General features: G+C 72.0%; 26 protein-coding genes and 1 pseudogene. 8 read left to right on the plus strand and 19 right to left on the minus strand.

Annotated features, from left to right (window positions below):
* Positions 1 to 93: 93 nt before the first annotated feature.
* The 3 genes and pseudogenes from H8R17_RS14515 to H8R17_RS14525 form a co-directional block, all read right to left on the minus strand.
* Positions 94 to 352 (minus strand): annotated as a pseudogene (locus H8R17_RS14515) (winged helix-turn-helix domain-containing protein); the annotation flags it as partial.
* A 76-nt stretch (positions 353 to 428) separates the two neighbouring features.
* The gene (glnII, locus tag H8R17_RS14520) at positions 429 to 1,469 is read right to left on the minus strand and encodes a glutamine synthetase (protein ID WP_187823591.1); all 1,041 of its coding nucleotides are present in this window, start codon (positions 1,467 to 1,469) and stop codon (positions 429 to 431) included.
* A gap of 198 nt (positions 1,470 to 1,667) precedes the next feature.
* Complete coding sequence (locus H8R17_RS14525) at positions 1,668 to 2,153, minus strand: helix-turn-helix domain-containing protein (RefSeq protein ID WP_187823592.1); 486 nt, start codon at positions 2,151 to 2,153, stop codon at positions 1,668 to 1,670.
* A 46-nt stretch (positions 2,154 to 2,199) separates the two neighbouring features.
* Here H8R17_RS14525 and H8R17_RS14530 point away from each other — a divergent pair, with 46 nt between their 5' ends.
* Entirely contained in the window at positions 2,200 to 3,057 is an 858-nt protein-coding gene (locus H8R17_RS14530; protein WP_187823593.1) for an alpha/beta fold hydrolase, read from the plus strand.
* Positions 3,058 to 3,101: 44 nt separating this feature from the next.
* Here H8R17_RS14530 and H8R17_RS14535 read toward each other — a convergent pair whose 3' ends face one another.
* Positions 3,102 to 3,908 (minus strand): hypothetical protein, encoded by an 807-nt coding sequence (locus H8R17_RS14535; RefSeq protein WP_262505247.1) that lies wholly within the window; start codon positions 3,906 to 3,908, stop codon positions 3,102 to 3,104.
* Between the two features lie 58 nt (positions 3,909 to 3,966).
* Positions 3,967 to 4,326, minus strand: a complete 360-nt coding sequence (locus tag H8R17_RS14540) for an arsenate reductase family protein (RefSeq protein WP_187823594.1) — start codon at positions 4,324 to 4,326, stop codon at positions 3,967 to 3,969.
* A 233-nt stretch (positions 4,327 to 4,559) separates the two neighbouring features.
* On the opposite strand from H8R17_RS14540, the gene H8R17_RS14545 reads away from it, so the two are divergent.
* Complete coding sequence (locus H8R17_RS14545) at positions 4,560 to 4,886, plus strand: hypothetical protein (protein ID WP_187823595.1); 327 nt, start codon at positions 4,560 to 4,562, stop codon at positions 4,884 to 4,886.
* A gap of 178 nt (positions 4,887 to 5,064) precedes the next feature.
* On the opposite strand, the gene H8R17_RS14550 is transcribed toward H8R17_RS14545, so the two are convergent.
* Complete coding sequence (locus H8R17_RS14550) at positions 5,065 to 6,735, minus strand: alpha/beta fold hydrolase (RefSeq protein ID WP_187823596.1); 1,671 nt, start codon at positions 6,733 to 6,735, stop codon at positions 5,065 to 5,067.
* A gap of 139 nt (positions 6,736 to 6,874) precedes the next feature.
* Between H8R17_RS14550 and H8R17_RS14555 the strand changes: the two genes are divergently transcribed.
* Positions 6,875 to 7,150: a hypothetical protein gene (locus H8R17_RS14555; RefSeq protein WP_187823597.1), complete on the plus strand. Its 276-nt coding sequence runs from the start codon at positions 6,875 to 6,877 to the stop codon at positions 7,148 to 7,150.
* A gap of 35 nt (positions 7,151 to 7,185) precedes the next feature.
* Here H8R17_RS14555 and H8R17_RS14560 read toward each other — a convergent pair whose 3' ends face one another.
* The 4 genes from H8R17_RS14560 to glnA all read right to left on the minus strand — a co-directional run bounded on the left by H8R17_RS14560 (position 7,186) and on the right by glnA (position 10,633).
* A complete protein-coding gene (locus tag H8R17_RS14560; RefSeq protein WP_187823598.1) occupies positions 7,186 to 7,770 on the minus strand; it encodes a PspA-associated protein PspAB in 585 nt (194 codons plus the stop codon).
* 2 nt (positions 7,771 to 7,772) lie between these two features.
* Positions 7,773 to 8,690 (minus strand): zinc metalloprotease HtpX, encoded by a 918-nt coding sequence (gene htpX / locus H8R17_RS14565; protein WP_187823599.1) that lies wholly within the window; start codon positions 8,688 to 8,690, stop codon positions 7,773 to 7,775.
* A gap of 117 nt (positions 8,691 to 8,807) precedes the next feature.
* Entirely contained in the window at positions 8,808 to 9,080 is a 273-nt protein-coding gene (locus H8R17_RS14570; protein ID WP_187823600.1) for a hypothetical protein, read from the minus strand.
* Positions 9,081 to 9,223: 143 nt separating this feature from the next.
* On the minus strand, positions 9,224 to 10,633 hold the full coding sequence (gene glnA / locus H8R17_RS14575; RefSeq protein ID WP_187823601.1) for a type I glutamate--ammonia ligase: 1,410 nt from the start codon (positions 10,631 to 10,633) through the stop codon (positions 9,224 to 9,226).
* A 197-nt stretch (positions 10,634 to 10,830) separates the two neighbouring features.
* On the opposite strand from glnA, the gene H8R17_RS14580 reads away from it, so the two are divergent.
* On the plus strand, positions 10,831 to 11,298 hold the full coding sequence (locus tag H8R17_RS14580) for an RDD family protein (RefSeq protein ID WP_187823602.1): 468 nt from the start codon (positions 10,831 to 10,833) through the stop codon (positions 11,296 to 11,298).
* Between the two features lie 84 nt (positions 11,299 to 11,382).
* On the opposite strand, the gene H8R17_RS14585 is transcribed toward H8R17_RS14580, so the two are convergent.
* From H8R17_RS14585 to lipB, 4 genes are all read right to left on the minus strand, one after another.
* The gene (locus tag H8R17_RS14585; protein WP_187823603.1) at positions 11,383 to 12,081 is read right to left on the minus strand and encodes a DUF4191 domain-containing protein; all 699 of its coding nucleotides are present in this window, start codon (positions 12,079 to 12,081) and stop codon (positions 11,383 to 11,385) included.
* Positions 12,082 to 12,149: 68 nt separating this feature from the next.
* Positions 12,150 to 12,350, minus strand: coding sequence for a hypothetical protein (locus H8R17_RS14590; protein ID WP_187823604.1), 201 nt, complete (start codon positions 12,348 to 12,350; stop codon positions 12,150 to 12,152).
* Positions 12,351 to 12,633: 283 nt separating this feature from the next.
* Positions 12,634 to 13,629 carry a lipoyl synthase gene (gene lipA, locus H8R17_RS14595; RefSeq protein ID WP_187823605.1) on the minus strand — a complete coding sequence of 332 codons (996 nt, stop codon included), beginning with the start codon at positions 13,627 to 13,629 and terminating at the stop codon, positions 12,634 to 12,636.
* Between the two features lie 103 nt (positions 13,630 to 13,732).
* A complete protein-coding gene (gene lipB / locus H8R17_RS14600; protein WP_187823606.1) occupies positions 13,733 to 14,530 on the minus strand; it encodes a lipoyl(octanoyl) transferase LipB in 798 nt (265 codons plus the stop codon).
* Between the two features lie 236 nt (positions 14,531 to 14,766).
* Here lipB and H8R17_RS14605 point away from each other — a divergent pair, with 236 nt between their 5' ends.
* Entirely contained in the window at positions 14,767 to 16,206 is a 1,440-nt protein-coding gene (locus H8R17_RS14605) for a regulator (protein WP_187823607.1), read from the plus strand.
* Between the two features lie 9 nt (positions 16,207 to 16,215).
* Here the strand turns inward: H8R17_RS14605 and H8R17_RS14610 are convergent, their stop codons facing one another.
* The gene (locus tag H8R17_RS14610; RefSeq protein WP_187823608.1) at positions 16,216 to 17,625 is read right to left on the minus strand and encodes an NAD(P)/FAD-dependent oxidoreductase; all 1,410 of its coding nucleotides are present in this window, start codon (positions 17,623 to 17,625) and stop codon (positions 16,216 to 16,218) included.
* A gap of 213 nt (positions 17,626 to 17,838) precedes the next feature.
* The gene (locus H8R17_RS14615; protein WP_187823609.1) at positions 17,839 to 18,753 is read right to left on the minus strand and encodes a TIGR01777 family oxidoreductase; all 915 of its coding nucleotides are present in this window, start codon (positions 18,751 to 18,753) and stop codon (positions 17,839 to 17,841) included.
* Positions 18,754 to 18,824: 71 nt separating this feature from the next.
* Between H8R17_RS14615 and H8R17_RS14620 the strand changes: the two genes are divergently transcribed.
* Positions 18,825 to 19,313 carry a GNAT family N-acetyltransferase gene (locus tag H8R17_RS14620; protein ID WP_187823610.1) on the plus strand — a complete coding sequence of 163 codons (489 nt, stop codon included), beginning with the start codon at positions 18,825 to 18,827 and terminating at the stop codon, positions 19,311 to 19,313.
* An 18-nt stretch (positions 19,314 to 19,331) separates the two neighbouring features.
* Here H8R17_RS14620 and H8R17_RS14625 read toward each other — a convergent pair whose 3' ends face one another.
* The gene (locus tag H8R17_RS14625) at positions 19,332 to 20,516 is read right to left on the minus strand and encodes a MarP family serine protease (protein ID WP_187823611.1); all 1,185 of its coding nucleotides are present in this window, start codon (positions 20,514 to 20,516) and stop codon (positions 19,332 to 19,334) included.
* Positions 20,517 to 20,705: 189 nt separating this feature from the next.
* On the opposite strand from H8R17_RS14625, the gene H8R17_RS14630 reads away from it, so the two are divergent.
* The gene (locus H8R17_RS14630; protein WP_187823612.1) at positions 20,706 to 21,527 is read left to right on the plus strand and encodes a peptidoglycan recognition protein; all 822 of its coding nucleotides are present in this window, start codon (positions 20,706 to 20,708) and stop codon (positions 21,525 to 21,527) included.
* 137 nt (positions 21,528 to 21,664) lie between these two features.
* Entirely contained in the window at positions 21,665 to 21,844 is a 180-nt protein-coding gene (locus H8R17_RS14635; protein ID WP_399476719.1) for a hypothetical protein, read from the plus strand.
* A 3-nt stretch (positions 21,845 to 21,847) separates the two neighbouring features.
* Here the strand turns inward: H8R17_RS14635 and H8R17_RS14640 are convergent, their stop codons facing one another.
* Positions 21,848 to 22,366 (minus strand): DUF4240 domain-containing protein, encoded by a 519-nt coding sequence (locus H8R17_RS14640; RefSeq protein ID WP_187823622.1) that lies wholly within the window; start codon positions 22,364 to 22,366, stop codon positions 21,848 to 21,850.
* 56 nt (positions 22,367 to 22,422) lie between these two features.
* Positions 22,423 to 23,457: a YafY family protein gene (locus H8R17_RS14645; protein WP_187823614.1), complete on the minus strand. Its 1,035-nt coding sequence runs from the start codon at positions 23,455 to 23,457 to the stop codon at positions 22,423 to 22,425.
* Between the last annotated feature and the right edge of the window lie 59 nt (positions 23,458 to 23,516).

Here is a 23,516-nt window from a genome sequence, read left to right on the forward strand (position 1 = left end):
GGCCTCCGCCCCGGCGGCTGCGAGGTTAGGGGTCCTTGCACCCGGGGGCGGTGGCGAGACCCCCCGTTCCGGTGGCGAAGACCTACACCCCACGTACGTGTACCCGACCCGGCGCACGGTCTGGATCGCGTCCCGGTACTCGGCGCCCAGCTTGCGGAGCAGCCGGGCGATGTGGACGTCGACGGTGCGGCCGTCGCCCACATGGCCGTAGCCCCACCCCGTCCCGACCAACTGGTCGCGGGTGTGCACCCGGTCCGGGTGCGCGACGAGATGGGCGAGCAGCTCGAACTCCAGGTAGGTCAGGTCGAGTCCCGCCCACCTCGGCGGTGCGCTGCACGGTGTCGACCCGGATGAGGGAGCCGTGGTCACGAGCATGCGAAGGGGCGCCCACCACGAGGGTGGACGCCCCTTCCCACGAGTGGGACGGATCAGACCTGGCCGGCCTTCTCCAGCGCGGAGCAGCAGGTGTCGACGAGCAGGCGGGTCACCACGTACGGGTCGACGTTGGCGTTCGGACGGCGGTCCTCGATGTAGCCCTTGCCGTCCTTCTCGACCTGCCACGGGATACGGACCGAGGCGCCGCGGTTGGAGACGCCGTAGGAGAACTTGTCCCACGGGGCGGTCTCGTGCAGACCGGTCAGGCGGTCGTCGATGCCGGAACCGTAGTTCTTGACGTGGTCGAGCGGCTTGGAGCCCTCGCCGAGCGACTCGCACGCAGTGGTGATCGCGGCATAGCCCTCGGGTCCTTCGCGCATCGCCTTCGTGGAGAAGTTGGTGTGCGCGCCGGCGCCGTTCCAGTCGCCCTTGACCGGTTTCGGGTCGAGGGTGGCGGCGATGCCGAAGTCCTCGGCGGTGCGGTAGAGCAGCCAGCGGGCCACCCACAGCTGGTCGGAGACCTCCAGCGGGGACAGCGGGCCGACCTGGAACTCCCACTGGCCGGGCATGACCTCGGCGTTGATGCCGGACAGGCCCAGGCCCGCCTTCAGGCAGTTGTCCAGGTGGGCCTCGACCACGTCACGGCCGAAGATCTCGTCGGAGCCGACGCCGCAGTAGTAGCCGCCCTGCGGGGCCGGGAAGCCGCCCTTGGGGAAGCCCAGCGGGTAGCCGTCCTTGAAGAAGGTGTACTCCTGCTCGATGCCGAAGATCGGCTCCTGCGCGGCGAACTTCTCGGCGACCTCGGTCAGCGCGGCGCGGGTGTTGCTGGCGTGCGGGGTGAAGTCGATGTTCAGGACCTCGCACAGGACCAGCACGTCCTCGCCGCCGCGGATCGGGTCCGGGCACGTGAAGACCGGCTTCAGCACACAGTCCGAGGCGTGGCCCTCGGCCTGGTTGGTGGAGGACCCGTCGAAGCCCCAGATCGGCAGCGCGTCGAGACCGGCGGGGGAGCCCGCGATGATCTTCGTCTTCGATCGCAGCTTGGCCGTCGGCTCGGTGCCGTCGATCCAGATGTACTCAGCCTTGAAGGTCACGGGCCACATCCTTCGGGGGTGTGTCTGGGCGCGTATTGCGGGTGCTGCCGCGCTGCGGCACTGGGGCGCCGCGGGTCGATGCCCGGCAGCCTGTCAACAGGCGATTTCTCGTCCATTGCTCGTATGTGAACCCCGTGTTACCTGGTGATGCTGTGTCGCAGCTCACGGCGGAGAGGTGGGTGAGCGCGGGGCGCGGCGTCACTCCCGCTCGGCCGCCGCGTCCCGCACCCCGGTGAGGAAGCCCCTGATCGCGGCCTGCTCCTGCGCGTCGTATCCGCGCAGCAGCTCCACGGACCGCTCGATCAGCGGCCCGAAGAAGTCCTGGCCGAGTCCGACCGCCCGCTCGCTCACCTCGACGACGACTTTGCGCCGGTCCCGCGTGCCGCGCGTCCGCCGCACGTGCCCCAGCCGCTCCAGGCGGTCGACCAGGGCCGTGGTCCCCGCCGAGTTCAGCCCCAGCGCCGCGCCCAGGCGTCCGGCCGTCATCTCCTCGCCCGCCCGCGCGGCGTCCATCAGCGCGATCAGGGCGCGGACGTCCGTGGGATGCATGCCGTTACGGGCCGCGAACCGGGCGCTGTGCAGGCTCAGCTCCACGGCCGCCGCGCGCAGCAGATGCACGATCTCCCTCTCGGGGCCCTCGCCGGGCCCGGATCCCTGGTCATGCACGACGGCCTCCCGTACCATCTCGCTCAGCGAGTATCTCGATGAGCGAGATAATAGGGGAGCGGAGATGAGCGGTGTGTACGACCCCGACGCCTTCCGGGCGGCGTACGACAAGGTCATGGCCAAGTGGCCGGCGGCACGGGAGGCGCTGACCGTCCCCACGCCGTTCGGCACGACGTACGTCAACGCCTGCGGCCTGCTGGACGGGCCTGCGCTGGTGCTGCTGCCGGGCGGCGGGGGAGCGACCTCCGCGTCCTGGTACGCCCAGGTCGCCGACCTGGCACGGACCCGCCGGGTGCTCGCCGTCGACCTGATCGGCGCGCCGGGCCGCAGCACACCGGCCGCCGACCGTCACCCCCGTACGGTCGCCGACCTGACGTCCTGGCTCGACGCGGTCCTCGACGGCCTCGGCGTCGGCGAGGCCGACCTCGGCGGCCACTCCTACGGCGCCTGGATCGCACTCCACCACGCCCTGCGCGCGCCCGCCCGGACCCGCCGCCTGTTCCTCCTGGACCCGACCCAGTGCTTCGCCGGGTTCAAGGCGGCGTATCTCCGGCACGCCCTGCCGATGCTGCTGCGGCCCGCGCCCCGCCGGGTCCGCGCCTTCCTGGAGTGGGAGACCGGGGGAGCGAACCTCGACCCCGACTGCCTCCGCCTCCAGGAGACGGCCGCCGGATTCCCCGCCGGCCGGCCGGTGACCGGACCGCGCCCGGCGCCGGAGGCGCTGCGCGGCCTGAACGTACCGGTCCTGCTGCTCCTGGCCGGGAACAGCAGGACCCATGACACCTACCGAGTCGCGGCCCGGGCCGAGGCGCTGCTGCCGCGCGTGGAGACGCACGTCCTGCCGGACGTCTCCCACCACGCGCTGCCGCACGCCGCGACTTCCGAACTGGGCCGCAGCCTCAGGGATTTCCTCGGCTCCTGAGCCTCATCCTGTGCGTCACAGGGGTGTTGAGGGAGTTTCAGGGCTCATCTGCCGGTGCCGCCCTGCTCGTACGCCACCACCTTGTCGTTGACGTACCGGAGAAGGTCCTCGGTCTGCTTCGTGATCAAGGCCTCCTCGGCCTCGGCGCCGTCGCTCCACTGTCCGTTGGAGAACACCACGGACCGCACGGTCATCAGGCGCCGGAACACCCCGGCCGACCCCGGCGGCACCGTCGGCATCCCGGCCTCCGGCGGCGGGTCGAGCGAGACGACCTGGTACGTCACCGGGTCCATCGAGGCCATCGCGAACACCCGCGAGGCGTCCTCGACGCGCCGGAAGCTCAGCACGGTGACCGTCACCTGCGAGCGCCGCTCGGTGTCCGTGAACAGGGCCGCCGTCAACCGGGCGCACTCCTCGCCCCGTTCGATCAGCTCGGCCAGCTCCGGTGACATGCCGCGGGCGCAGTCGGTGGTGCTGGCCAGGTCGACGCGGGCGTACCGGGAGCCGTCCTTCAGGCGCACGTGCTTCTCCGGGAACGCCTGTTCCGGGCGGATGACGGGGCGCGCGAGCAGCGAGGGCAGGGCGGTGGGGGCGTCGGGCGGGAGCGTGGCCTCGACGGAGGGGACGGCCCTCTTGGCGGAGGCGGTGGCCGCGGGCGGGGCCGCCGCGGGGTCGTCACTGCCTGCGTACATCAGGGCGCCTGCGGCGACGGCGGCGAGGAGCACGACGCCCGTCGTGACCGCCACCGCGTTCCGGGTCCGGCGCCGCCTGCGTATGCGCTCCTGCTCCGCGGCCCACAGGGCGTACGGGTCGGGCGGCGTATAGGGCATTCCTTGATCACCGAAGGTCATGGCGGCGGAGAGTAACACCGGGAACCGCGTGAACTCCCGCCGCCCGGCAAAGCGGTGCCTAACGGGACAGAGCCTCGCGTACCGCCTCGTCGGTGCGCGCCACCAGCGCCGTGCCGTCGTCCGCCGTGATGATCGGGCGCTGGATCAGCTTCGGGTGCTCGGCGAGCGCCGTGATCCAGCGGTCGCGCGAGGACTCGTCCCGCGGCCACTCCTTGAGGCCGAGTTCCTTGGCGACGGCCTCCTGGGTGCGGGTGATGTCCCAGGGTTCGAGGCCGAGCCGGTCGAGTACGGCGCGGATCTCGTCCTCGCTCGGGACGTCCTCCAGGTAGCGGCGGACGGTGTAGTCGGCGCCCTCGGCGTCGAGCAGCCCGACCGCGCTGCGGCACTTGGAACAGGCCGGGTTGATCCAGATCTCCATGCCGCACACGGTACGCGGCGCTTGCTCCCCGCCTGCTCTGTTCGAATTTCCGGGTGTCGCGCACGGGTTGCGGGGGAGTGCTGTGACGAGGCGACAATTTCCTTCTCCACCTGCGATTTTGACGGTCACGCAGGGTTCGGGGATTGTCAGTGGCGGGCAGTAGACTGGTAGCAGTGTTCGAGAGAGTCGCCGGGATGTGCCGGGGGCGCTCTGACCGCGACAGGAGGATGCCTGTGCCCGCTGCCGCACTCAAGCCGAAGCCGACCGCCAAGCCGCTGCCGACCCAGTCCACCGCGAAGCGCCCCGTCCTGCTCGACCTGCCGTACGCGCCCGTGGAGAAGCGCCCGCTGCCGCCGGGCCGTCCGCGCGAGTGGTACATCACGCACAACCGGCGTCTGAAGGCGATGCGGCTCGCGATCGCCCTGCTCGACTCCGGTGTCTACGTGCCGAACCAGGCCCGCAACGAGACGATCCGGAGCACGGCGGAGATGATCGGCGTACACCCGCCGTCCGACACGACGTGCCACATGGTACGAGCGCTGATGCGCTACTGCCGGTGAGACCGGCGCCGGGTGCCCTGTGCTTTTGGGGCACCCGGCGCTGGGGTTGCCGTCCTGGGGGCTGCGCCCCCAGACCCCGCTGTCGGCCTGACGGCCTCGTCCGCAAACGCCGGACGGGGTGCCTCCCCATCTGACTGCATCATGGCGTACGCCACTGACAATCGGGTCCGTGAGCCGCTCAGCCGTACCGCTCCAGCAGCCCGCCCACGTATGCCTCCAGCCGCCCGCCCAGCACCTCCGGCGTGAGATCCGTCCGGCCCAGCTCACGCCACGGGCCCGCCAGCTTCGCCGCGTCGGGGACGTAGGCCAGGGCGTCGAGCAGCCGCCAGTAGAGGTGGTCCGGTCCGTCGCTCAGTCGGCGGCCGCCGTGCGCCTCGTAGCGCGTGCGGAAACCGAGGCCGTACTCCGGGCCGTGCAGCAGCGCGAGGGCCGTTGAGCTGGGGGTACCTCCCACGCCCTTAAGGCAGTGGGGGAGGGCGACGTCCAGGTCGGCGGGGCCCCACGAGGTCTCCACCCAGTCGACGACGCCGGTGATCCGCAGGTCCGGGCCCGCCCCGGTGAACAGCACGTTCCCGGGGTGGAAGTCCCGGTGCAGGAAGCAGCCCTCGTACGGCGGCGGATCACGGCGGATGACCGCCACCGCCCGTTCCCACCGCTCACCGCCCGCCGTACGCACCCGGTCGGGCGACGTCCACGCCTGGTAGCGGCGTGGACGCTCCTCGGGCACGACCGTGTGGACCCGCGCCAGCTGCGCCGCCAGCAGATCCACCCGGCGCTCCAGGTCCGTCTCGTCGACCCGCACCCGGCCCGGCAGGCGGGACATCAGCAGGGACGGGTGGTCACAGTGCTCGGCGGTCGCGTCCACCGCGATCAGCCGGGGAGCCGGCACGCCCTCCTGCCCGGCGAGCAGCGTGAGCACCGAGGCCTCCCGGGCCAGCAGTCCGGGGGCGTGGTGCCGGAAGAAGGGCTTCACGAACGTCCGCCGCACCAGTTCGGTGCCGTCGTCGAGGGTCAGGCACCGCATCTGGGCACTCCAGCCCCGGCTCAGGAAACGGGAGCCGACGACCGTACGGCCCTCCGGGAGCTGCTTGCCCACCCAGGCGTGGGTTGCCGTCCAGCCCCGCTCGCCGAGGCCGGTCAGGACGGCGGTCACGAACTCCGCCAGGTCCTGCGGGTGGTCGCGGAACCACAGTCCCAGGTGGTGCCCGGCGTCCGGCAGTTCGAAGCGCGTGTACTGCGCGCGCGTGGCCAGCGCATCCTGCACGGCCTCCGTCACGGCGGGCGGGATGACCGCGTCCGTGCCCGGCACCGCCAGCACCGCCCGGCCCTCGTACGCCCGGAGCACGTCCAGCGCGGGCGCCGTACGCCAGCCGCCGGGGGTGCGGATGATCGCGCTGAACCGGCCGTCGCCCTGCCCGAACGGCACGTCCCACGCCTGAGCCGCGTACACGGCGGGCGCGCCCAGGCCGAGTGCCGCCACCCGGCCGCCGTAGTGCCGGACGAGATCGGCCACCGTCTGGCCGCTCATGCTGAAACCGACCAGCACCAGCGGCCCGTCGGCGGGGGAGTACGCGTCGATGACGGAGAGGGCCTGCCCGAGGCGGCGGCGCAGGCTCAACTCGCGCAGCGCGCCGGTGCTTTCGCCGTGCCCGGAGAAGTCGAAGGCGAGGGCGCGGCAGCCGCGGGCGGCGAACTCCGCGAGCAGGGGCCGCAGCCGCTCCGCGCAGCCGTTGCCCGCCCCGTGCAGCACGACCGCGGTGGCCCCGAGCCCGGCCGGACCACCGCCGCCGTACACCCCGCTGAGTCGTTCACCGTCGTGGACGTGCGTGAAAGAGACCAGCTCACTCATGCGCCCATTCACTCACGCCCCGCCCGGACGCTCCCCGGAAATACGGATGCACGGACCGTGACCGCCTCCCTACGCTGGACGCATCACCCAGCACACCCACCCCACCCACCGGCACGAGACCACACGGAGGTGACCAGTCATGAGCACATTCATCTTGGCCGGCACCGTGGTTCTGGTGGTCCTGGGCTTCGGCAACCACGCCTGGTGGCTCGCCGCCGTCGCACTGCTCTACCTGTACCTCCGGTACGGGCAGGGCTCGTCCTCGGCGACCCCGACGGGCGGCGGCTCCTCCGCGGGGCCCGCGCCCGCCACCTACCGGGCGTACCGGGCCCGCCGTGACCAGCAGGCCAAGTGGGAGCGCCGCTACCGCCGCGAGCGCCCCCACGAGGCCCACCGCCAGGAGCGCGGCCGATAAGCCGGCGCACGGATCACTCGGGTGGCTCCCGGCCGTCACAGACCGGGAGCGCCCCACACCGGAAACCAGCGTCCCAGATCCTCCTCGATCCGCAGATCGTCGCCGAGGGCGGCCTTCACCTGGAGTTCGAGTGCGCCGTCGCGCCGCTGTCCCGGCCCGGGCAGCGGCGCGAACGGGTAGAACGTGCCGCGCTTGTAGAGATAGACCAGGGCCAGGCGGCGGTCACGGTCGTCGCGGAAACCCGCCAGGGAGCACAGCAGCTGCGGGCCGAAGCCGTTGACCTCCATCGCGCTGTTCACCGCGTGCAGATCGTTGACCAGCTGCGGCAGCTCGCCGGGGCCGCGCTCGGAGACCAGCCAGGAGTAGCCGTACTCGTCCCGGCGCAGCCCCACCGGCGGCCCGTCGCGGTCGGCGTCCGCGTCCAGCAGGGCCTGCACCTCCCGGTGCGTCTGCTCGAAGGCGGCGCCCTCGACCGTGGCGAAGCACACCGCGCCCTGCCCGGTCGGGGTGAAGGAGGCCGCGGCCTCCAGACTCACCGCCGCCGACGGCAGCGCGAACAGCCGGTCGAGATCGGGCGCCACCGGCCTCGTGCGGCCGAGGATGATGTCCAGCAACCCCATGCTCAGCCCTTTCCGGGAGCCGTCGCCTCGCCCAGCTCCGCGGAGATCCGGCCCAGCTGGTCGAGCCGCTGCTCCAGGCTGGGGTGGGTGGAGAACAGCTTCGCCACGCCCGGCTCACGGCCCAGCGCCGGGGTGAAGTAGAAGGCGTTGAAGGCCTGGGCCGTGCGCAGGTCCTTCGTCGGGATGCGGGCGATGTCGCCGGAGACCTTGGTGAGCGCGGAGGCCAGCGCCGAGGGCCGGCCGGTGAGCAGCGCCGCCGCCCGGTCCGCCGCCAGCTCCCGGTACCGGGACAGGGCCCGGATCAGCAGGAAGCTGAGCGCGTACACGGCCGCGGACACCGCCATCACGGCCAGGAAGACGACCGCCGTGTTCTGGTCCCGCCGGCCCCCGCCGAACAGCTGCGAGTAGAAGGCGAACCGCACGATCAGCCCCGCGATCACGCCCAGGAAGGACGCGATCGTGATCACGGCGACGTCCTTGTGCGCCACGTGCGACATCTCGTGCGCGAGCACACCCTCCAGCTCCGCGGGCTCCAGGCGCCGCAGCAGCCCGGTGGTCACGCAGACCACGGCGTTGTCGGGATTTCGCCCGGTCGCGAACGCGTTCGGCATATCCATGTCCGACACGGCGACCACCGGCTTCGGCATGTCCGCGATCGCGCACAGCCGGTCGATCACCGCGTGCAGCTCGGGATACTCCTCCCGCTCCACGACCCGCCCGCGCATCGCGAACAGCGCGATCCGGTCGGAGAACCAGTACTGCGCCCCGAGGATCGCCGCCGCGACGACCACGACCAGGATCCAGGACTTCAGCAACACGACCAACGCGGCGACGAACGCCACGTACATCAGCCCGAGCAGAAAGAGCGTGACCGACATCCGCACGGTCAGGCCCCGGTCGCTCCGGAAACGGCTCTGCATCTGCATCACCCCGCACTCAGGCACTCGTCCCACTGCCAGTGTGCACCCGTCCCCACCCATGAACGGGTCGCCACCGTCCCCAGGACCGGCAAAAGCTCCGCGCGGGCTCGGCAGGGCTCAGTACGGCCGGAAGTTGATGTACCCGAGCAGCAGGATCACCGCCGCCACGCATCCCAGCACCACCGCCGTCGACAGCCACGGCGAGCGGCCGCGGGGCGACCTGCGGTGCTCCGGCTCGGGCCGGAACGGCACAGGTCCCGGCGGGTCGTCCTTCCACCGCGCGGCGAGCATGCGGGCCCGCGCCGAGGGCTCCTTGTGCTCGGCGTCGTCCGCCCACCGGAGGTCGAACTCCCGGTGCTCGATGTCGTCCCGCTCGTCCCGCTCGGCCATCCCCGTTCCTTCTCTCGAACACAAGTGTCAGTACCAGGATCCCCCGATTGTGCCCGGCTTGTGAAGCGGGTTCCGGACATACGACGGCGGGGCCGCCACCCCAGCTGGGTGGCGGCCCCGGAGCACCGTCGCGGCGGTGTCGATCACACGTCGAAGTACAGCTCGAACTCGTGCGGGTGCGGGCGCAGCTGGAGCGGCGCGATCTCGTTCGTACGCTTGAAGTCGATCCAGGTCTCGATCAGGTCGGCGGTGAACACGTCGCCCTGGAGCAGGAACTCGTGGTCGGCCTCGAGGGAGTCGAGGACGGCCGGGAGCGAGGTCGGGACCTGCGGGACGCCCGCGTGCTCCTCGGGAGCCAGCTCGTACAGGTCCTTGTCGATCGGCTCGGCCGGCTCGATCTTGTTCTTGATGCCGTCCAGGCCGGCCAGCATCAGCGCCGAGAAGGCCAGGTACGGGTTGCCGGACGAGTCGGGTGCGCGGAACTCGACGCGCTTGGCCTTCGGGTTCGAGCCGGTGATCGGGATACGCATCGCGGCGGAGCGGTTACGCTGCGAGTACACCAGGTTGACCGGCGCCTCGAAGCCCGGCACCAGGCGGTGGTACGAGTTCACCGTCGGGTTGGTGAAGGCCAGCAGCGACGGGGCGTGCTTGAGGATGCCGCCGATGTAGTAGCGGGCGGTGTCCGACAGGCCGGCGTAGCCCTGCTCGTCGTAGAAGAGCGGCGAGCCGCCCTGCCACAGCGACTGGTGGACGTGCATGCCCGAGCCGTTGTCGCCGAAGATCGGCTTCGGCATGAAGGTCGCGGTCTTGCCGTTGCGCCAGGCGACGTTCTTCACGATGTACTTGAAGAGCTGGAGGTCGTCGGCGGCGGCGAGCAGCGTGTTGAACTTGTAGTTGATCTCGGCCTGGCCGGCGGTGCCCACCTCGTGGTGCTGGCGCTCGACCTGCAGGCCGGCCCTGTTCAGCTCCAGGGTGATCTCGGCGCGCAGGTCGGCGAAGTGGTCGACCGGCGGGACCGGGAAGTAGCCGCCCTTGTAGCGGACCTTGTAGCCGCGGTTGTCCTCCAGGGCGCCGGTGTTCCAGGCGCCCGCCTCGGAGTCGATGTGGTAGAAGGACTCGTTCGCACTGGTCGCGAAGCGGACGCTGTCGAAGACGTAGAACTCGGCCTCGGGACCGAAGTACGCGGTGTCCGCGATACCCGTGGAGGCGAGGTAGGCCTCGGCCTTCTTGGCCACGTTGCGCGGGTCACGGGAGTACTGCTCGCCCGTGATCGGGTCGTGGATGAAGAAGTTGATGTTGAGCGTCTTGTCCTTGCGGAACGGGTCGACCCGGGCGGTGGACAGGTCGGCGCGCAGGGCCATGTCGGACTCGTGAATGGCCTGGAAGCCGCGGATCGACGAGCCGTCGAAGGCGAGCTGGTCGTCCGGGTCGAACGCCTCTGCCGGCACCGTGAAGTGCTGCATGATGCCGGGCAGGTCGCAGAAGCGGACATCGATGAACTTGACGTCCTCGTCCGCGATGAACTTCTTGGCCTCGTCGGCGTTCTGGAACATCCAGCTCCTCCTACTCCCGACCGTCCCGCCGGGGTGGTAGTTCGTTCGTGCGGCCAGTGCGGTGGCACACGCTGACCTCGACCCTAGGGACGGGTGGTTTCTCGGGCGTGACCCATTTGTTTCGCACACGTTAACCGGACATCGTGCGCTCGACCCCACCTGTCCGCATCCCGAAACGGTCGCAGTACGGTGGGCGGGTGGACAAGAGGCAAGCAGTCGGATCGTGGCTCTCCGGCCCCCGTGCGGCCGCGGAGGACGCCGGTGTCGACTTCGGATACCCGGGACAGCAGCTCGGTCTGCCGAAGGAGGGGCCGGGTTCGATTGCCCGCCCGGGCCGGCGGCTGGGCGCGCTGGCCGTGGACTGGGCCGTGTGCGTCTTGATCGCATACGGTCTCATCACGCACAGCTACAGCCAGGCGAACAGCAACTGGGCGCTGCTCATCTTCTTCGTGATGAGCGTCCTCACCGTCGGCACCATCGGCTTCACCCCCGGCAAACGCCTCTTCGGCCTCCGCGTACTCGCCCTGGACACCGGCACGGTCAACCCCCTCCGCGCCCTCCTGCGCACCGTCCTCCTCTGCCTGGCCATCCCGGCCCTCATCTGGGACCGCGACGGCAGAGGCCTGCACGACAGGCTGGCCCGCACGGTCGAAGTACGGATCTGAAGCCGCGGCCCCGGCAGAACCGCAGGGTTCCCGGGGCCCAGCCACTCAAGCAGCCGCAGGCATCAGCTCAAGCAGCCGCAGGCATCAGCGCAGCTTGCCCCCCTTGGGAAGCCGCATCCCCTTCGGCATCGGCCCCTTGGGCAACGGCATGTTGCTCATCAGGTCACCGAGCGCCCGCAGCCGGTCATTCGTGGCCGTCACCTGCGGACCGGTCAGCACACGCGGCAGCTTGAGCATGGTCGTACGCAGCTTCTTCAGCTCGACCCGCCCCTCACCCGTGCCGACGATCAGATCGTGCACCGGCACATCCGCCACGATCCGGTTCATCTTCTTCTTCTCCGCGGCGATCAGGGACTTCACCCGGTTCGGGTTGCCCTCGCCGACCAGCACGATGCCGGCCTTGCCGACCGCGCGGTGCACCACGTCCTGGTTGCGGTTCATCGCCACCGCGGGGGTCGTCGTCCATCCCCGGCCGACGTTGTCCAGGACGGCCGCGGCGGCACCCGCCTGGCCCTCCATCTGCCCGAAGGCCGCCCGCTCGGCCCGGCGCCCGAACACGATCGCCGCCGCGATGACACCGAGGAAAGCACCCAGGATGCCGAGATAGATGGGGTGACCGATCAAGAAACCGATCGCGAGGAAGACACCGAAGGTGACGATTCCGACAGCCGCGAGTACAAGGCCGATCTTCTTGTCGGCCCTGCGGGTCATCTTGTAGGTCAGGGCGATCTGCTTCAGTCGCCCGGTGTTCGCAGCGTCCGCTGCGGATTCCTTCCTCGCCATGCCAGGAAGTCTACGTGGCCCCACAAGCGCCTAGGACGGCAGTGTCCGAGGGCGCGTGCGGGGAGCGGTCAGAGGCGGGCGGCGGTGACCTGGTCGAGGACGCGCTGCGTCTCGACCCGGTCCTTGGCGCGACGGCGGTCCTCCAGGACGGAGGTCCAGGCGTTGCGCCGGGCGGTGCGCTGACCGCTGCTCAGCAGCAGCGACTCGACGGCGCGCAGTGCGGTGGTGAACGACGGGATGGCGGTGGCGCGGACGGGCGCGGCCTGCATGGTGGAGGTCCCCCCTCGGGGCGGCTTCGGGTACGGGGCTACGTGGCGTGAGTCCAGGGTCACTGAATGGTGTTACCAGGGCGTGACCGACTGGTCAAACACCCATGAAGCCTCTGATACGGCGGGCCGAAACGCCGACGCGGCCCTGGTCGGCGCCCTCATCTGCGAGGACGCCCAGGACCGCGTCGCATCGGACACTACCGGCGGGTAGCTGCTTGTGCGGGAATTCACACGGCTGTCTCGCCCCGGGTGCCGCAAGGGGGATGATGGATTGTCAGGCAGGTCACACGGCCTGCGCGGCGACGAAGGCGTCGGCGGCACCCCGCCGCGGAGCAGCTGACTGACGCTGTTCGACCGCCATCCGGTAGAGGCGGCCGGCGCGGTACGAGGAGCGGACCAGCGGGCCGGACATCACGCCGGAGAAACCGATCTGCTCGGCCTCCTCCTTCAGCTCCACGAACTCCTGCGGCTTGACCCAGCGCTCCACCGGGTGGTGCCGCACGGACGGGCGCAGGTACTGCGTGATGGTGACCAGCTCGCACCCGGCGTCGTGCAGCTGCCGCAGCGCCTCGCTGACCTCCTCGCGGGTCTCGCCCATGCCGAGGATCAGGTTCGACTTGGTCACCAGGCCGTAGTCGCGGGCGGCCGTGAGGACCTTCAGCGAGCGGTCGTAGCGGAAGCCGGGGCGGATCCGCTTGAAGATCCGCGGCACCGTCTCGACGTTGTGCGCGAAGACCTCGGGGCGCGCGGAGAAGACCTCCGCCAGCTGCTCCGGGACCGCGTTGAAGTCGGGGGCCAGCAGCTCGACCTTCGTACGGCCGCCCTCGCGGTCCGCGGTCTGCGCGTGGATCTGGCGGACCGTCTCGGCGTACAGCCAGGCGCCGCCGTCCGCCAGGTCGTCGCGGGCGACACCGGTGATCGTGGCGTAGTTCAGGTCCATGGTGACCACGGACTCGCCCACTCGGCGCGGCTCGTCGCGGTCCAGGGCCTCGGGCTTGCCGGTGTCGATCTGGCAGAAGTCGCAGCGCCGGGTGCACTGGTCGCCGCCGATGAGGAAGGTGGCCTCGCGGTCCTCCCAGCACTCGTAGATGTTCGGGCAGCCGGCTTCCTGGCAGACCGTGTGCAGGCCCTCGCTCTTGACGAGGTTCTGCATCTTCGTGTACTCGGGACCCATCTTCGCCCGGGTCTTGATCCACTCGGGCTTGCGCTCGATGGGGGTCTGGCTGTTGCGGACCTCCAGGCGCAGCAACTTGCGTCCGTCGGGTGCGACTGCGGACACGTCGGCTCCCTAGCTTCGATTCTTCGGCGTACACCAGGGTACGCCCGTGTTTGATGGGCCCTTCTGTCAGGCCAACCTCAGGGGTTGGGGTGCCATTCCCCGGTCAGACGGCCGCCTTCTCGATCTCCCGTGGCTTCAGCTCCGCGTTCTCCAGTACGTCCCTCAGGTGCCGCTCCACGATCGGCAGCACCTCGTCGATCGTCACGTTCCGGCCGAGCTCGCTCGCGAGGGAGGCGACGCCTGCGTCCCGGATGCCGCACGGGATGATCCGGTCGAACCACTTCATGTCCGGGCTCACGTTGAACGAGAAGCCGTGCATCGTGACGCCCTTGGCAACGCGGATGCCGATCTGTGCGATCTTGCGGTCCTCGCGGCGCTGGCCCGCGTTCGACGGGGCGTACTCCGGGCCGTTCAGGCGCGGGTCGAACTCCTCGTCCTGGAGGCGGGGGTCGAAGTCCAGGCTCAGCCCGCCGAGCGCCGAGCGCCGCTCCACCGGATCGCCCAGCACCCATACGCCACTGCGCCCCTCGACCCGCGTGGTCTCCAGGCCGAACTCCGCGCAGGTGCGGATCAGGGCCTCCTCAAGGCGCCGTACGTGCGCCACCACGTCCACCGGGCGGGGCAGCTTCTGGATCGGGTAGCCCACCAGCTGGCCGGGGCCGTGCCAGGTGATCTTGCCGCCGCGGTCGACGTCGATGACGGGCGTGCCGTCGAGGGGGCGCTCGCTGTCGGCCGTGCGCCGGCCCGCCGTGTAGACCGCGGGATGCTCCAGGAGCAGGACGGTGTCGGGGGTCTCGTCGGCGAACCGCGCCGCGTGCACCCGGCGCTGCTCGGCCCAGGCCTCCTGGTACTCGACGGCCTCGGCGCCGAACCCCATGCGGATGAACCGCAACTCACTCACGGCAAGCCTCCTCGGACGGGTGTGTCAGGCATGAAGCGCGCCCAAGTCACTGTACGTCCGCCCGTCACACGTCAGCTCTGCGGGCTTTCCTCACACGATCGGATGAATGCCTGTCGAAGTGTGCGATCACGTGCTTACTCTCCGCTACATTCGCGCCGTCCGCGAGGCCATAAGGGCTGCTCACCGGCAATCCGGTCAGATCGCAACGCCACGGAAGGCAGGAGACCGCACCGCAGATGACGGAACGACCCGCGCAGCGCACCCCCAACCGCCAGCTCGCCGCGCTCATCGCAGAAGCGGGGTTCTCCAACGCGGGTCTCGCCCGTCGCGTGGACCAGCTCGGTCTCGAACACGGGCTCGACCTCAGATACGACAAGACATCCGTCACCCGCTGGCTGCGCGGGCAGCAGCCCAGGGGTACCACGCCGGCGCTCATCGCCGAGGTCTTCACCCGGCGCCTCGGCCGCCGCCTCACCGCCCAGGACCTGGGGCTGGACGCCTGCGCGCCCGTCTACGCGGGGCTGGAGTTCGCCGCGACGCCCGAAGAGGCCGTCGACATCGTCAGCGGGCTGTGGCGCAAGGACTCCGGCAGCCACGCCGAGCTGCGCAAGATCGCGTTCACCCCGGCGGGGCTCGTCGTGCCCAGCCGGGACTGGCTGATCGGCCGCCCCGACGAGAAGGTGGCTCGCGGCAGCGAACCCGCCGTCCGCATCCCGGCGCAGGGCCGCCCGGGCATCCCGCGCCCGCGCGGCCAGGCCGAGCGCGGCCCCGGCCAGAGGGTCACCGGCGGCGACATCGCCGCGCTCCGCTCGGTCGGCGAGCTGTTCCGCACCCTCGACGACGCCTACGGCGGCGGGCACGCCCGTCAGGCCCTCGTGCGCTACCTGGAGCACGAGTGCGAGCCGATGCTGCGCGGCACCTACGGCGAGCAGACCGGCCGCCGGCTGTTCGCCGCCGCCGCCGACCTGACCCGGCTCGCGGGCTGGACGTCGTACGACATCGCCGCGCACGGGCTCGCCCAGCGCTACTTCGTGCAGGCGCTGCGGCTCGCGCAGGCCGCCGGGGAGCGGACGTACGGCGCGTATGTGCTGGTCACGATGAGTCGCCAGGCCGTCTATCTCGGCCACGGGCGGGAGGCCGTGCAACTGGCGCGGGTCGCTCAGCAGGGGGTCGGCACGAACGCCCCGCCGGTCGTGCAGGCGCTGCTGCACGCCGCCGAGGCGCGGGGGCACGGGGTGCTCGGCGAGGTGCGGGCCTGCACGGCGGCGCTGGTGCGGGCCGAGCGCGCGCTGGAGACCGTGCGGGCCGGGGACGACGTCCCGCACTGGGCGCGGTCCTTCGACGAGGCGCAGCTCGCCGACGAGTTCGGCCACTGCCACCGGGACCTCCAGCAGTTCCGCGCCGCCGCCCAGCACGCGGAGCGCTCACTGCACCTGCGCGCGCCCTCCTACGCCCGCAGCCGCCTGTTCTGCCGCGTCGTCCTCGCCACCGCCCGCCTCGGCCTCGGCGAACTCGACCAGGCCTGCCAACTCGCCGCGGAGGCCGCCGGCCAGGCCGCGGAGATGCGGTCGGTACGGGCGGTGGAGTACGTCAGGGACTTCGAACGCAGGTTGGAGCCGTACAGGGACGCGACACCGGTACGGAACTACCGGGACAAGGTGGCTGTACTTGGGTAACGGAACAACTCACGCGGCTCTCGGCACTCTCCGCAAGGGCTCCGCCACGTGCATCGAACCCCCGGCCCCCAGATCCGCCAGAATCGCCGAGGAGGCCCGCTGCCCGGAGTGCAGCGCCCCCTGCACCGTGCTGGTGTCCCGGTGGTCCCCGCACACGTACAGCCCCGCCAGCAACCGCACCGGCCGGCGCAGATCGTGCGGTGGCCGCATCGCCGGGACCGCCTCGGCGGTGTGGTGGACGGCGAGGGTCTCCCAGCGGGCGGTCGAGGTGCCGTACAGGCGCGCCAGGTGCATTCGTACGGCCGTGTCCACGTCGGACGGCGGCGGCCCGAGGACCGTGGAGGAGACGAGCGTACGGCCCGCCGGGGCACGGGACGGGTCGACGCCGCTGACGACCGCCGTGTGCGCCACCGGCCCGCCCCGGTCGGCGTCGAGCACCAGCGCAGCACCGGTCGCCGGCGGCTCGTCGGCGGTGTGGTGGACGACCGTCACCGGGTGGAAGTCCGGCACGCGCAGGCCGGGCAGCAGCTCGGCGGCGGCCCGCGCGTCGGTCGCGATCAGCACGGCCCGGCAGCGGATCTCACCGTGCTCGGCGGTGGTCACCGAAGTCGTGGAGACGGCGGTGACCCGGACCTCGGTGTGCACCGTGCCCGGGGGCAGCGTGCGCGCCAGCAGCTCCGGCAGCGCCTCGGCGCCGCCCTCCGGCAGGCACAGCCGCCCGCCCGCGAAGGCGCGCAGCGCGAGGTCCGCGCACCTGCTCGACGTGGTCAGGTCCGGGTCGCACAGCAGTGCGGCGAGCAGCGGGCGCAGAAAACCATCGACCGTGCGGGCGGGCAGTCCGCGCGCGGCCAGGGCCTGAAGGGCGGGCAACTCCGGCCGGGCCAGCAGGCGTTCGACCGGCGTCCCCGCGAGCCGGGTCAGCGCGGCGCCGAGGCGGGCCTGGTCGACGGCGCTGCCCAGCGGGGCACCCGCCCAGCCGCGCGGCACGGCGGCCGGGCGGCCGTACGGCGGTATTCGGGCGCTCACGCGGGTCCGGGACAGCGGCGCCGGCCGGGGGACGCCCGCCAGGGCGCGCACCGCGTGGAGTGCACCCCGTGTGCCCCCGGCGCCCGCGGGAGCACTCGCGCGGTGCAGGCGTCCGCCGCTGTGCAGCAGCACGCCCGGCGCGAACGGGCGCAGCACCAGCCCGTCGAGGCCGGGGGTGCGCCGTAGGTCCGGATTCGCCGTGGAGAGCAACTGGCCGATTCTGTCGAGCCGGAAGCCGTCGACCTGCTCCGTCGCCATGCGGCCGCCCACCCCGTGGGCGGCCTCCAGGACCGCGGTCGTCACTCCTGCGCTGGTCAGCCGATGTGCCGCCGAGAGTCCTGCGACCCCCGCTCCGACCACGACGACGTCCGCCTGGTATGCGGGCTCAAGCACGTGCCCCTCCTCGCGGTTGTGCGGCCGCTGGGAACGTCATGCCCCCAACGAGCCTCAGGGATGCCCGAGTTCGGGTCGAGGTTAGGGCCGTGATCGGTCAACGGGAGTCGCGCATGAACAGGGCACGGGCGCACAACGGTCGCATACGGTCGCGTTATGACACGGGGTCACGCTGGCGGTCACGGCACGATCGCCGCGCCGGTCAGAGCGCGGTCACCGCTCCGGTCGCAGTGCCGCCCGGATCGCGTCGTCGATCCCCGGGAAGGCGAACGTGAACCCGGACTCCAGCAGCCGCGTCGGCAGCACCCGCTTACTGCCCAGCACATCCCCGGCCAACTCGCCCAGCACGGCCCGCAGCACCGGCGCCGGCACCGCGAACAGTGTCGGCCGGCGCAGCACACGGCCCATCGCCGCCGTGATCTCACGGTTCGTCAGCGGCTGCGGGGCGGTCAGGTTGAACGGCCCGGACAGGTCGTCGCGGTCGAGCAGGTGCCGGATCGCGGCCACCTCGTCGTACAGCGCGACGTACGACCAGTACTGCCGGCCGTCGCCCATCCGCCCGCCGAGCCCCGCCTTGAACAGCGGGAACAGCTTCCCCCAGGCACCGCCCCCGCGCGCCACCACAAGACCGGTGCGGAGGAACACCGTCCGTACGCCCGCCTCCCGGGCCGGCGCCGTGGCCCCCTCCCACTCCACGCACAGCTCCGGCAGGAAGCCCTCTCCGGCCGGCGCGTTCTCGTCGACGGCCCGCTCGCCGGTGCCGCCGTAGTAGCCGATCGCGCTGCCGTTGACGAAGACCCGCGGCCGTTCGCCGGCTTCCAGTGCGGCGACGGCCTTCGCGAGCGCGGCCGTGCCCAGCACCCGGCTGCACCGGATCCGGGTCTTGTACGCCTCGGTCCAGCGGCGGTCGCCCACCCCGGCCCCGGCCAGGTTGACCACGGCGTCGCACCCGGCGAGCCCGGCCGGATCCACCCGCCCGGCCTCCGGCTCCCAGCGGACCTCGTCCGCCGTCCGGGGCGCGCGCCGCACCAGACGCACCACCTCGTGCCCGTCCGCGGTCAGGGACCGCACCAGAGCACCGCCGATCAGACCGGACGCGCCGGCCACCGCGATTCGGGAACGTTCCATGCCCCCATCCTGCCGGTCGGCCTGATGAAACCCCCGTCGGCATGCCGCGCCGCCGACGTAGGGTGACCGCCATGCCGACCCCGTACATACGACCCGCGCGGCGCGAGGACGAGGAGTCCCTGGCGCGCCTCGACCGCGACACCTGGTCGCCGCTGCACGCCGTCCAGGCCCGACCCGAACCGCCGTACGGGCCGTTCTTCACCGAGCAGTCGGGGCCACAGGACCATCTCGTCGCCGAACTCGACGGCGCCGTCGTCGGCTACCTCCGGCTGGGGCTCGCGACCGAGCTCGCGTGCAACGCGCACGTGCGGATGATCCGGGGGCTCGCCGTCGCGGAGGAGGCGCGCGGCGCTGGTGTCGGGCGCGCACTGCTGCGGGCCGCGCAGGACGAGGCGCGCAGGCAGGGGGCGCGGCGCCTCACCCTGCGCGTCCTCGGGCACAACACCCTGGCCCGCAAGCTGTACGAGTCCGAGGGCTTCGTGGTGGAGGGCGTCCTGCCCGAGGAGTTCCACCTCGACGGCGTCTACGTCGACGACGTCCTCATGGGCCGCGCCCTGTAGACCTCCGCGCCCTGCACCTCAGGACGTGACCAGACTCCCCGTGTCCACCGGCGCCGTCGCGTCCGCCGCCCGCTCGGCGTCGCCGGAGACCTCGTCCGCCGTCAGGACGTACCCGGTCTCGGCGTCCGAGGTGGAGCGGGCGAAGACCACGCCGAACACCCGGCCTTCGGTGGTCAGCAGCGGGCCGCCGGAGTTGCCGGGGCGGACCGTGGAGCGGATCGAGTAGATCTCACGGGTGACCGACGCGTCGTTGTAGATGTTCTGGCCCGTCGCCCGCACCCGGTTCGCGACCGTCGCCGCCTGCAGGTTCAGGGCGCCGTCCTCCGGATAACCGGCCACGACCGCGGCGTCGCCCCGCTCGGCACTGTCGTCGAAGCGCAGCACGGGGGCGTTCAGGTCCGGCACGTACAGCACGGCCACGTCGCGCTGCGGGTCGAAGAGCACCACCCGTGCCTCGTACGACCGCCCCACCCCGCCAACCCGCACGGTCGGCTCGTCGATGCCCGCCACCACGTGGGCGTTGGTCATCACGTGCTGCGGGCTGTACACGAACCCGCTGCCCTCGCGGCCCTGCGTGCCCGCGATGCCCTCGACCTTGACCGTGCTCATCTTCGCCGCGTTCGTGGCCGCCGCCGTGACGCTGTCGCCGGAGGGGCGGGCGACCTCGGCGGTCGACTCGTTCTCGAACGGGTTGAAGACCTGCGGGAAACCCGCCTCCGTCAGCGCGGACGTGGCACGTGAGAACCACGCCGGTGTGGTGTCCGGCATCGCCCCCTGCACGGCGCCGAGCAGCCGCGAGTCCCGGATCGCCGTCGTCAGCATCGGCGACGAGGTGGCCGCCAGCACGCTCGCCGCCACCCACGCCACGATCAGCACCGCCGCCGAGTTGGCCACCGCTCCGCCGATCCCGTCGGCCACCCTGAGCAGCCCGCGGTCCAGCTCCCGCCGCAGCCGCAGCGCCAGCCGGCCCATCAGCTCGTGGCCCACCACGGCCGGGAGCAGCACCGTGAACACCGCGGTCAGCGTCGCTCTTGTCGTCCCCGGCGTGACCAGATCCATCACCCAGGGGAGGATCCACACGCCCACCACCGCACCGCCCACGAAGCCGGCCAGCGAGACGCAGCCGGCCACCAGCCCACGCCGGTAGCCGGACGCCGCATAGGCCAGGATGACCAGCAACAGCAGGATGTCGAGCAGGTCCACGGAGCCGCCTTTCTCTCAGACCCCTTAGTACGTGGGGGACGGGCCCGATGATCAACCACGCGCGCGCGTGCCCGCCGGAACCAGCCACGCGCGCGTGCACTCGGAAAAACGTCGCGGACCTGGACGATGGTTCCACCGGGTGGCACAGCACACATCGCGGGCGGACGGTTTCCGGCCGACAGTGGAAGCATGCGTGTCCTGAGAAGCACGCGTGCCGGCCGAAGACCGCGCGGAGCGCGGAACCGGCGCACGGCACGGATAGCGGGCGCGGCCCCGGCGCTGCTCGGCTGTCTGCCGGGCCTGGCGGTCGGTGCCGCGCTGCTGCTGTGCGCGTACGGCGCCGAACGCGCCGCCACCACCCCCGACCGGTCCGCCACGGCCCGCACCGACGACCGGCACCGCGCCGCCCGGCCGCACATCGTGCCCCGGTCGGCCTGGCTGCGCGACGCCGCCCGCCCGCAGCCCCCGCCGCGCTACGACGACCAGGTGGTCGCCGTGTTCATCCACCACACCGACACACCCAACGGCTACGACTGCGCTCAGGCGCCCCGCATCATCCGCGACCTGTACACGGGCCAGACCGGCTCCAGGCAGTGGGACGACATCGGCTACAACTTCCTCGTCGACCGCTGCGGCACCGTCTACGAGGGCCGTGCCGGCGGCGTCGGCCGCCCCGTCACCGGCGCCCACACCCAGGGCTTCAACCACCGCACCACCGGCATCGCCGCCCTCGGCACGTTCACCGCGGGCGTACCGGTGCCGCGGGCGATGACCGACGCGATCGCGGCGCTGGCCGCCTGGAAGCTCGGCCCGAGCGACACCGACCCGCGCGCGCGGGTCCGCCTGGTCTCCAGCAACGGTCTCAGCCGGTACGCCGCCGGCACCACCGCCGCACTGCCCGCCGTCGCAGGCCACGACGACGGCTACATGACCAGCTGCCCCGGTGCCGCCCTCAGCGCCCGCCTGCCGGAGATCAGGGAACACGCGGCCCGCCTCCAGGGCCGCCCGTGAGACTCACAGGTACGGCACAGCCCGCTCGCAGGGTCCTCAGATCCCCGCTCCCTGCCGTCCTGTCCATCAGTCGACCGGAGGTGGGGAACATGGGCAACAGCAGGCGTGGCGAGACGGCCGGGAGGACCCGGAGGGGCATGCGCGGTCCCTGGGCGGCGCTCTGCGCGGCGGTGACCGTCGTCCTGGGCCCGGCCGCGGTCACCGCGTCCGCCCTCGACCAGGCCGACGCGGCACCGCTGCACCAGGCGGTCATCCGGGCCGACCAGACGCACGCGTACATCCCGTCGGACACGAGCAGGCGCCGGGGCGTCGCGTGAGCGTCAGCCCCTGAAGCGCTCCCACAGCCGGGGATACCGCTCGGCGAGGGCCCGCTCGTTCTCGAAGTTCAGCGGCGTGCCCTCCGGCTCCGGGGGCGCGGGCGGGATCTCCAGATCGGGGGCGACGACCCCGGTGAGCTGCTCGTAGGCCTCATCCGCCGCGTAGCCGAGCTCCTCGCCGTCGCCGTCGATCTCCTCGTCGAAGTCGTCCAGCAGGTCGGCGAGCGTGTCCGGGTCGTGCAGGGCGCCCTCGAAGACCTCGCGGCCCTGGCCGATCAGCCAGCACCGGAAGAAGTCGAAGGCGTCGTCGCTCGCCCCGTCGAGCAGCAGCCAGGCGGCGCCCCACAGGTCCCAGGTGTACGCCCGGTTGTAGCGGGACTCGAAGTGACGGGCGAAGTCCAGGACCTGCTCCGGGTCGAGCTGCCCGAGCCGCTCCACGAGCAGCTCCGCCTGCTCCTCGGGGTCGCCCTCGGCGGCCTCGCGGGTCGCGTCCACGAGCTCCCAGAACTCCGTCTCATCCATCACGGGTCCAGCATCGGCCCTGAACGGGTGGGACGCACGTGGAGTGAGACGGATTGTTATGTCCCGTACAGCGGTCCTCGTAGGGCGCCGGGGCCGACGCCGTGTCCTGTACGGCGCTGTGTGCCGTACAGCCCGGCGAGGCGGCGGGCGTCGTCCGTGAAGCGGGCGCGCAGGCTCGCCGGGGCCAGCACCTCGACCTCGGGTCCGAGGATCGACAGCTGCGTGTGGGCGACATCATCGGACTCCACCGGCAGCGTCAGCGTCAGCCAGCCGTCGTCGCCCGGCTCGTCCGCGTCCGACAGGGCCTCCCGCGCCGACTGCGGATCGACGGCGTACGGCAGCCGCCGTACCCCGTCGGCGGACAGCCGCACCACGACCTCGGCCCGCAGGATGGACCGTGCGAACTGCTCCGCCCGCTCGTCCCAGAAGGCCGGCAGATCGAACTCCTCGTCGCGCTCGAAGCGCCCGTCCCCGGCGTCGACCGCGGTGAACCGGTCGATCCGGTACACCCGGAAGGACTCGCGCCCCACGACTCGCGCGCACAGGTACCAGACCCCCGCCTTCAGCACGAGCCCGTACGGCTCCAGGTCCCGGTCGACCTCGCTGTCCTCGCGCCGGTAGCGCACGGTGACCCGGCGGTCGTCCCACACGGCGTCGGCCACCGCGGGCAGCAGTCCGGGGGTCTTCGGGTCCTTGAACCAGTTCGGCGCGTCAAGGTGGAAGCGCTGCGCCGCGGTGCGGGAGGCGTCGCGGAGGGAGGGCAGCAGCGCCGCGGACACCTTCAGCCGGGCCGCCGACGCGGCGTCCTCCAGCCCCATTTCCCTGAGCGCCCCCGGTACGCCGCTCAGGAACAGTGCCTCGGCCTCACCGCGGTGGAGCCCCGTGAGCCGGGTGCGGTAGCCCCCGATCAGCCGATACCCGCCGGCCCGCCCCCGGTCCGCGTACACCGGCACCCCCGCCTCCGACAGCGCCTGTGCGTCCCGCGTCACCGTCCGCTCGGACACCTCGAGCTCCCGCGCCAGTTCGGCGGCCGTCATGGACGGCCGGGACTGGAGGAGCAGCACCATCTTGATCAGCCGTGCGGCACGCACGACCGCCATTCTGCCGCGTCGGTCACCTGCCTGGCTGCCTGCACCCTGTGGCGATCCCG

It is taken from the genome of Streptomyces sp. TRM68367 (genome assembly GCF_014495685.1).
Lineage (GTDB): Bacteria > Actinomycetota > Actinomycetes > Streptomycetales > Streptomycetaceae > Streptomyces.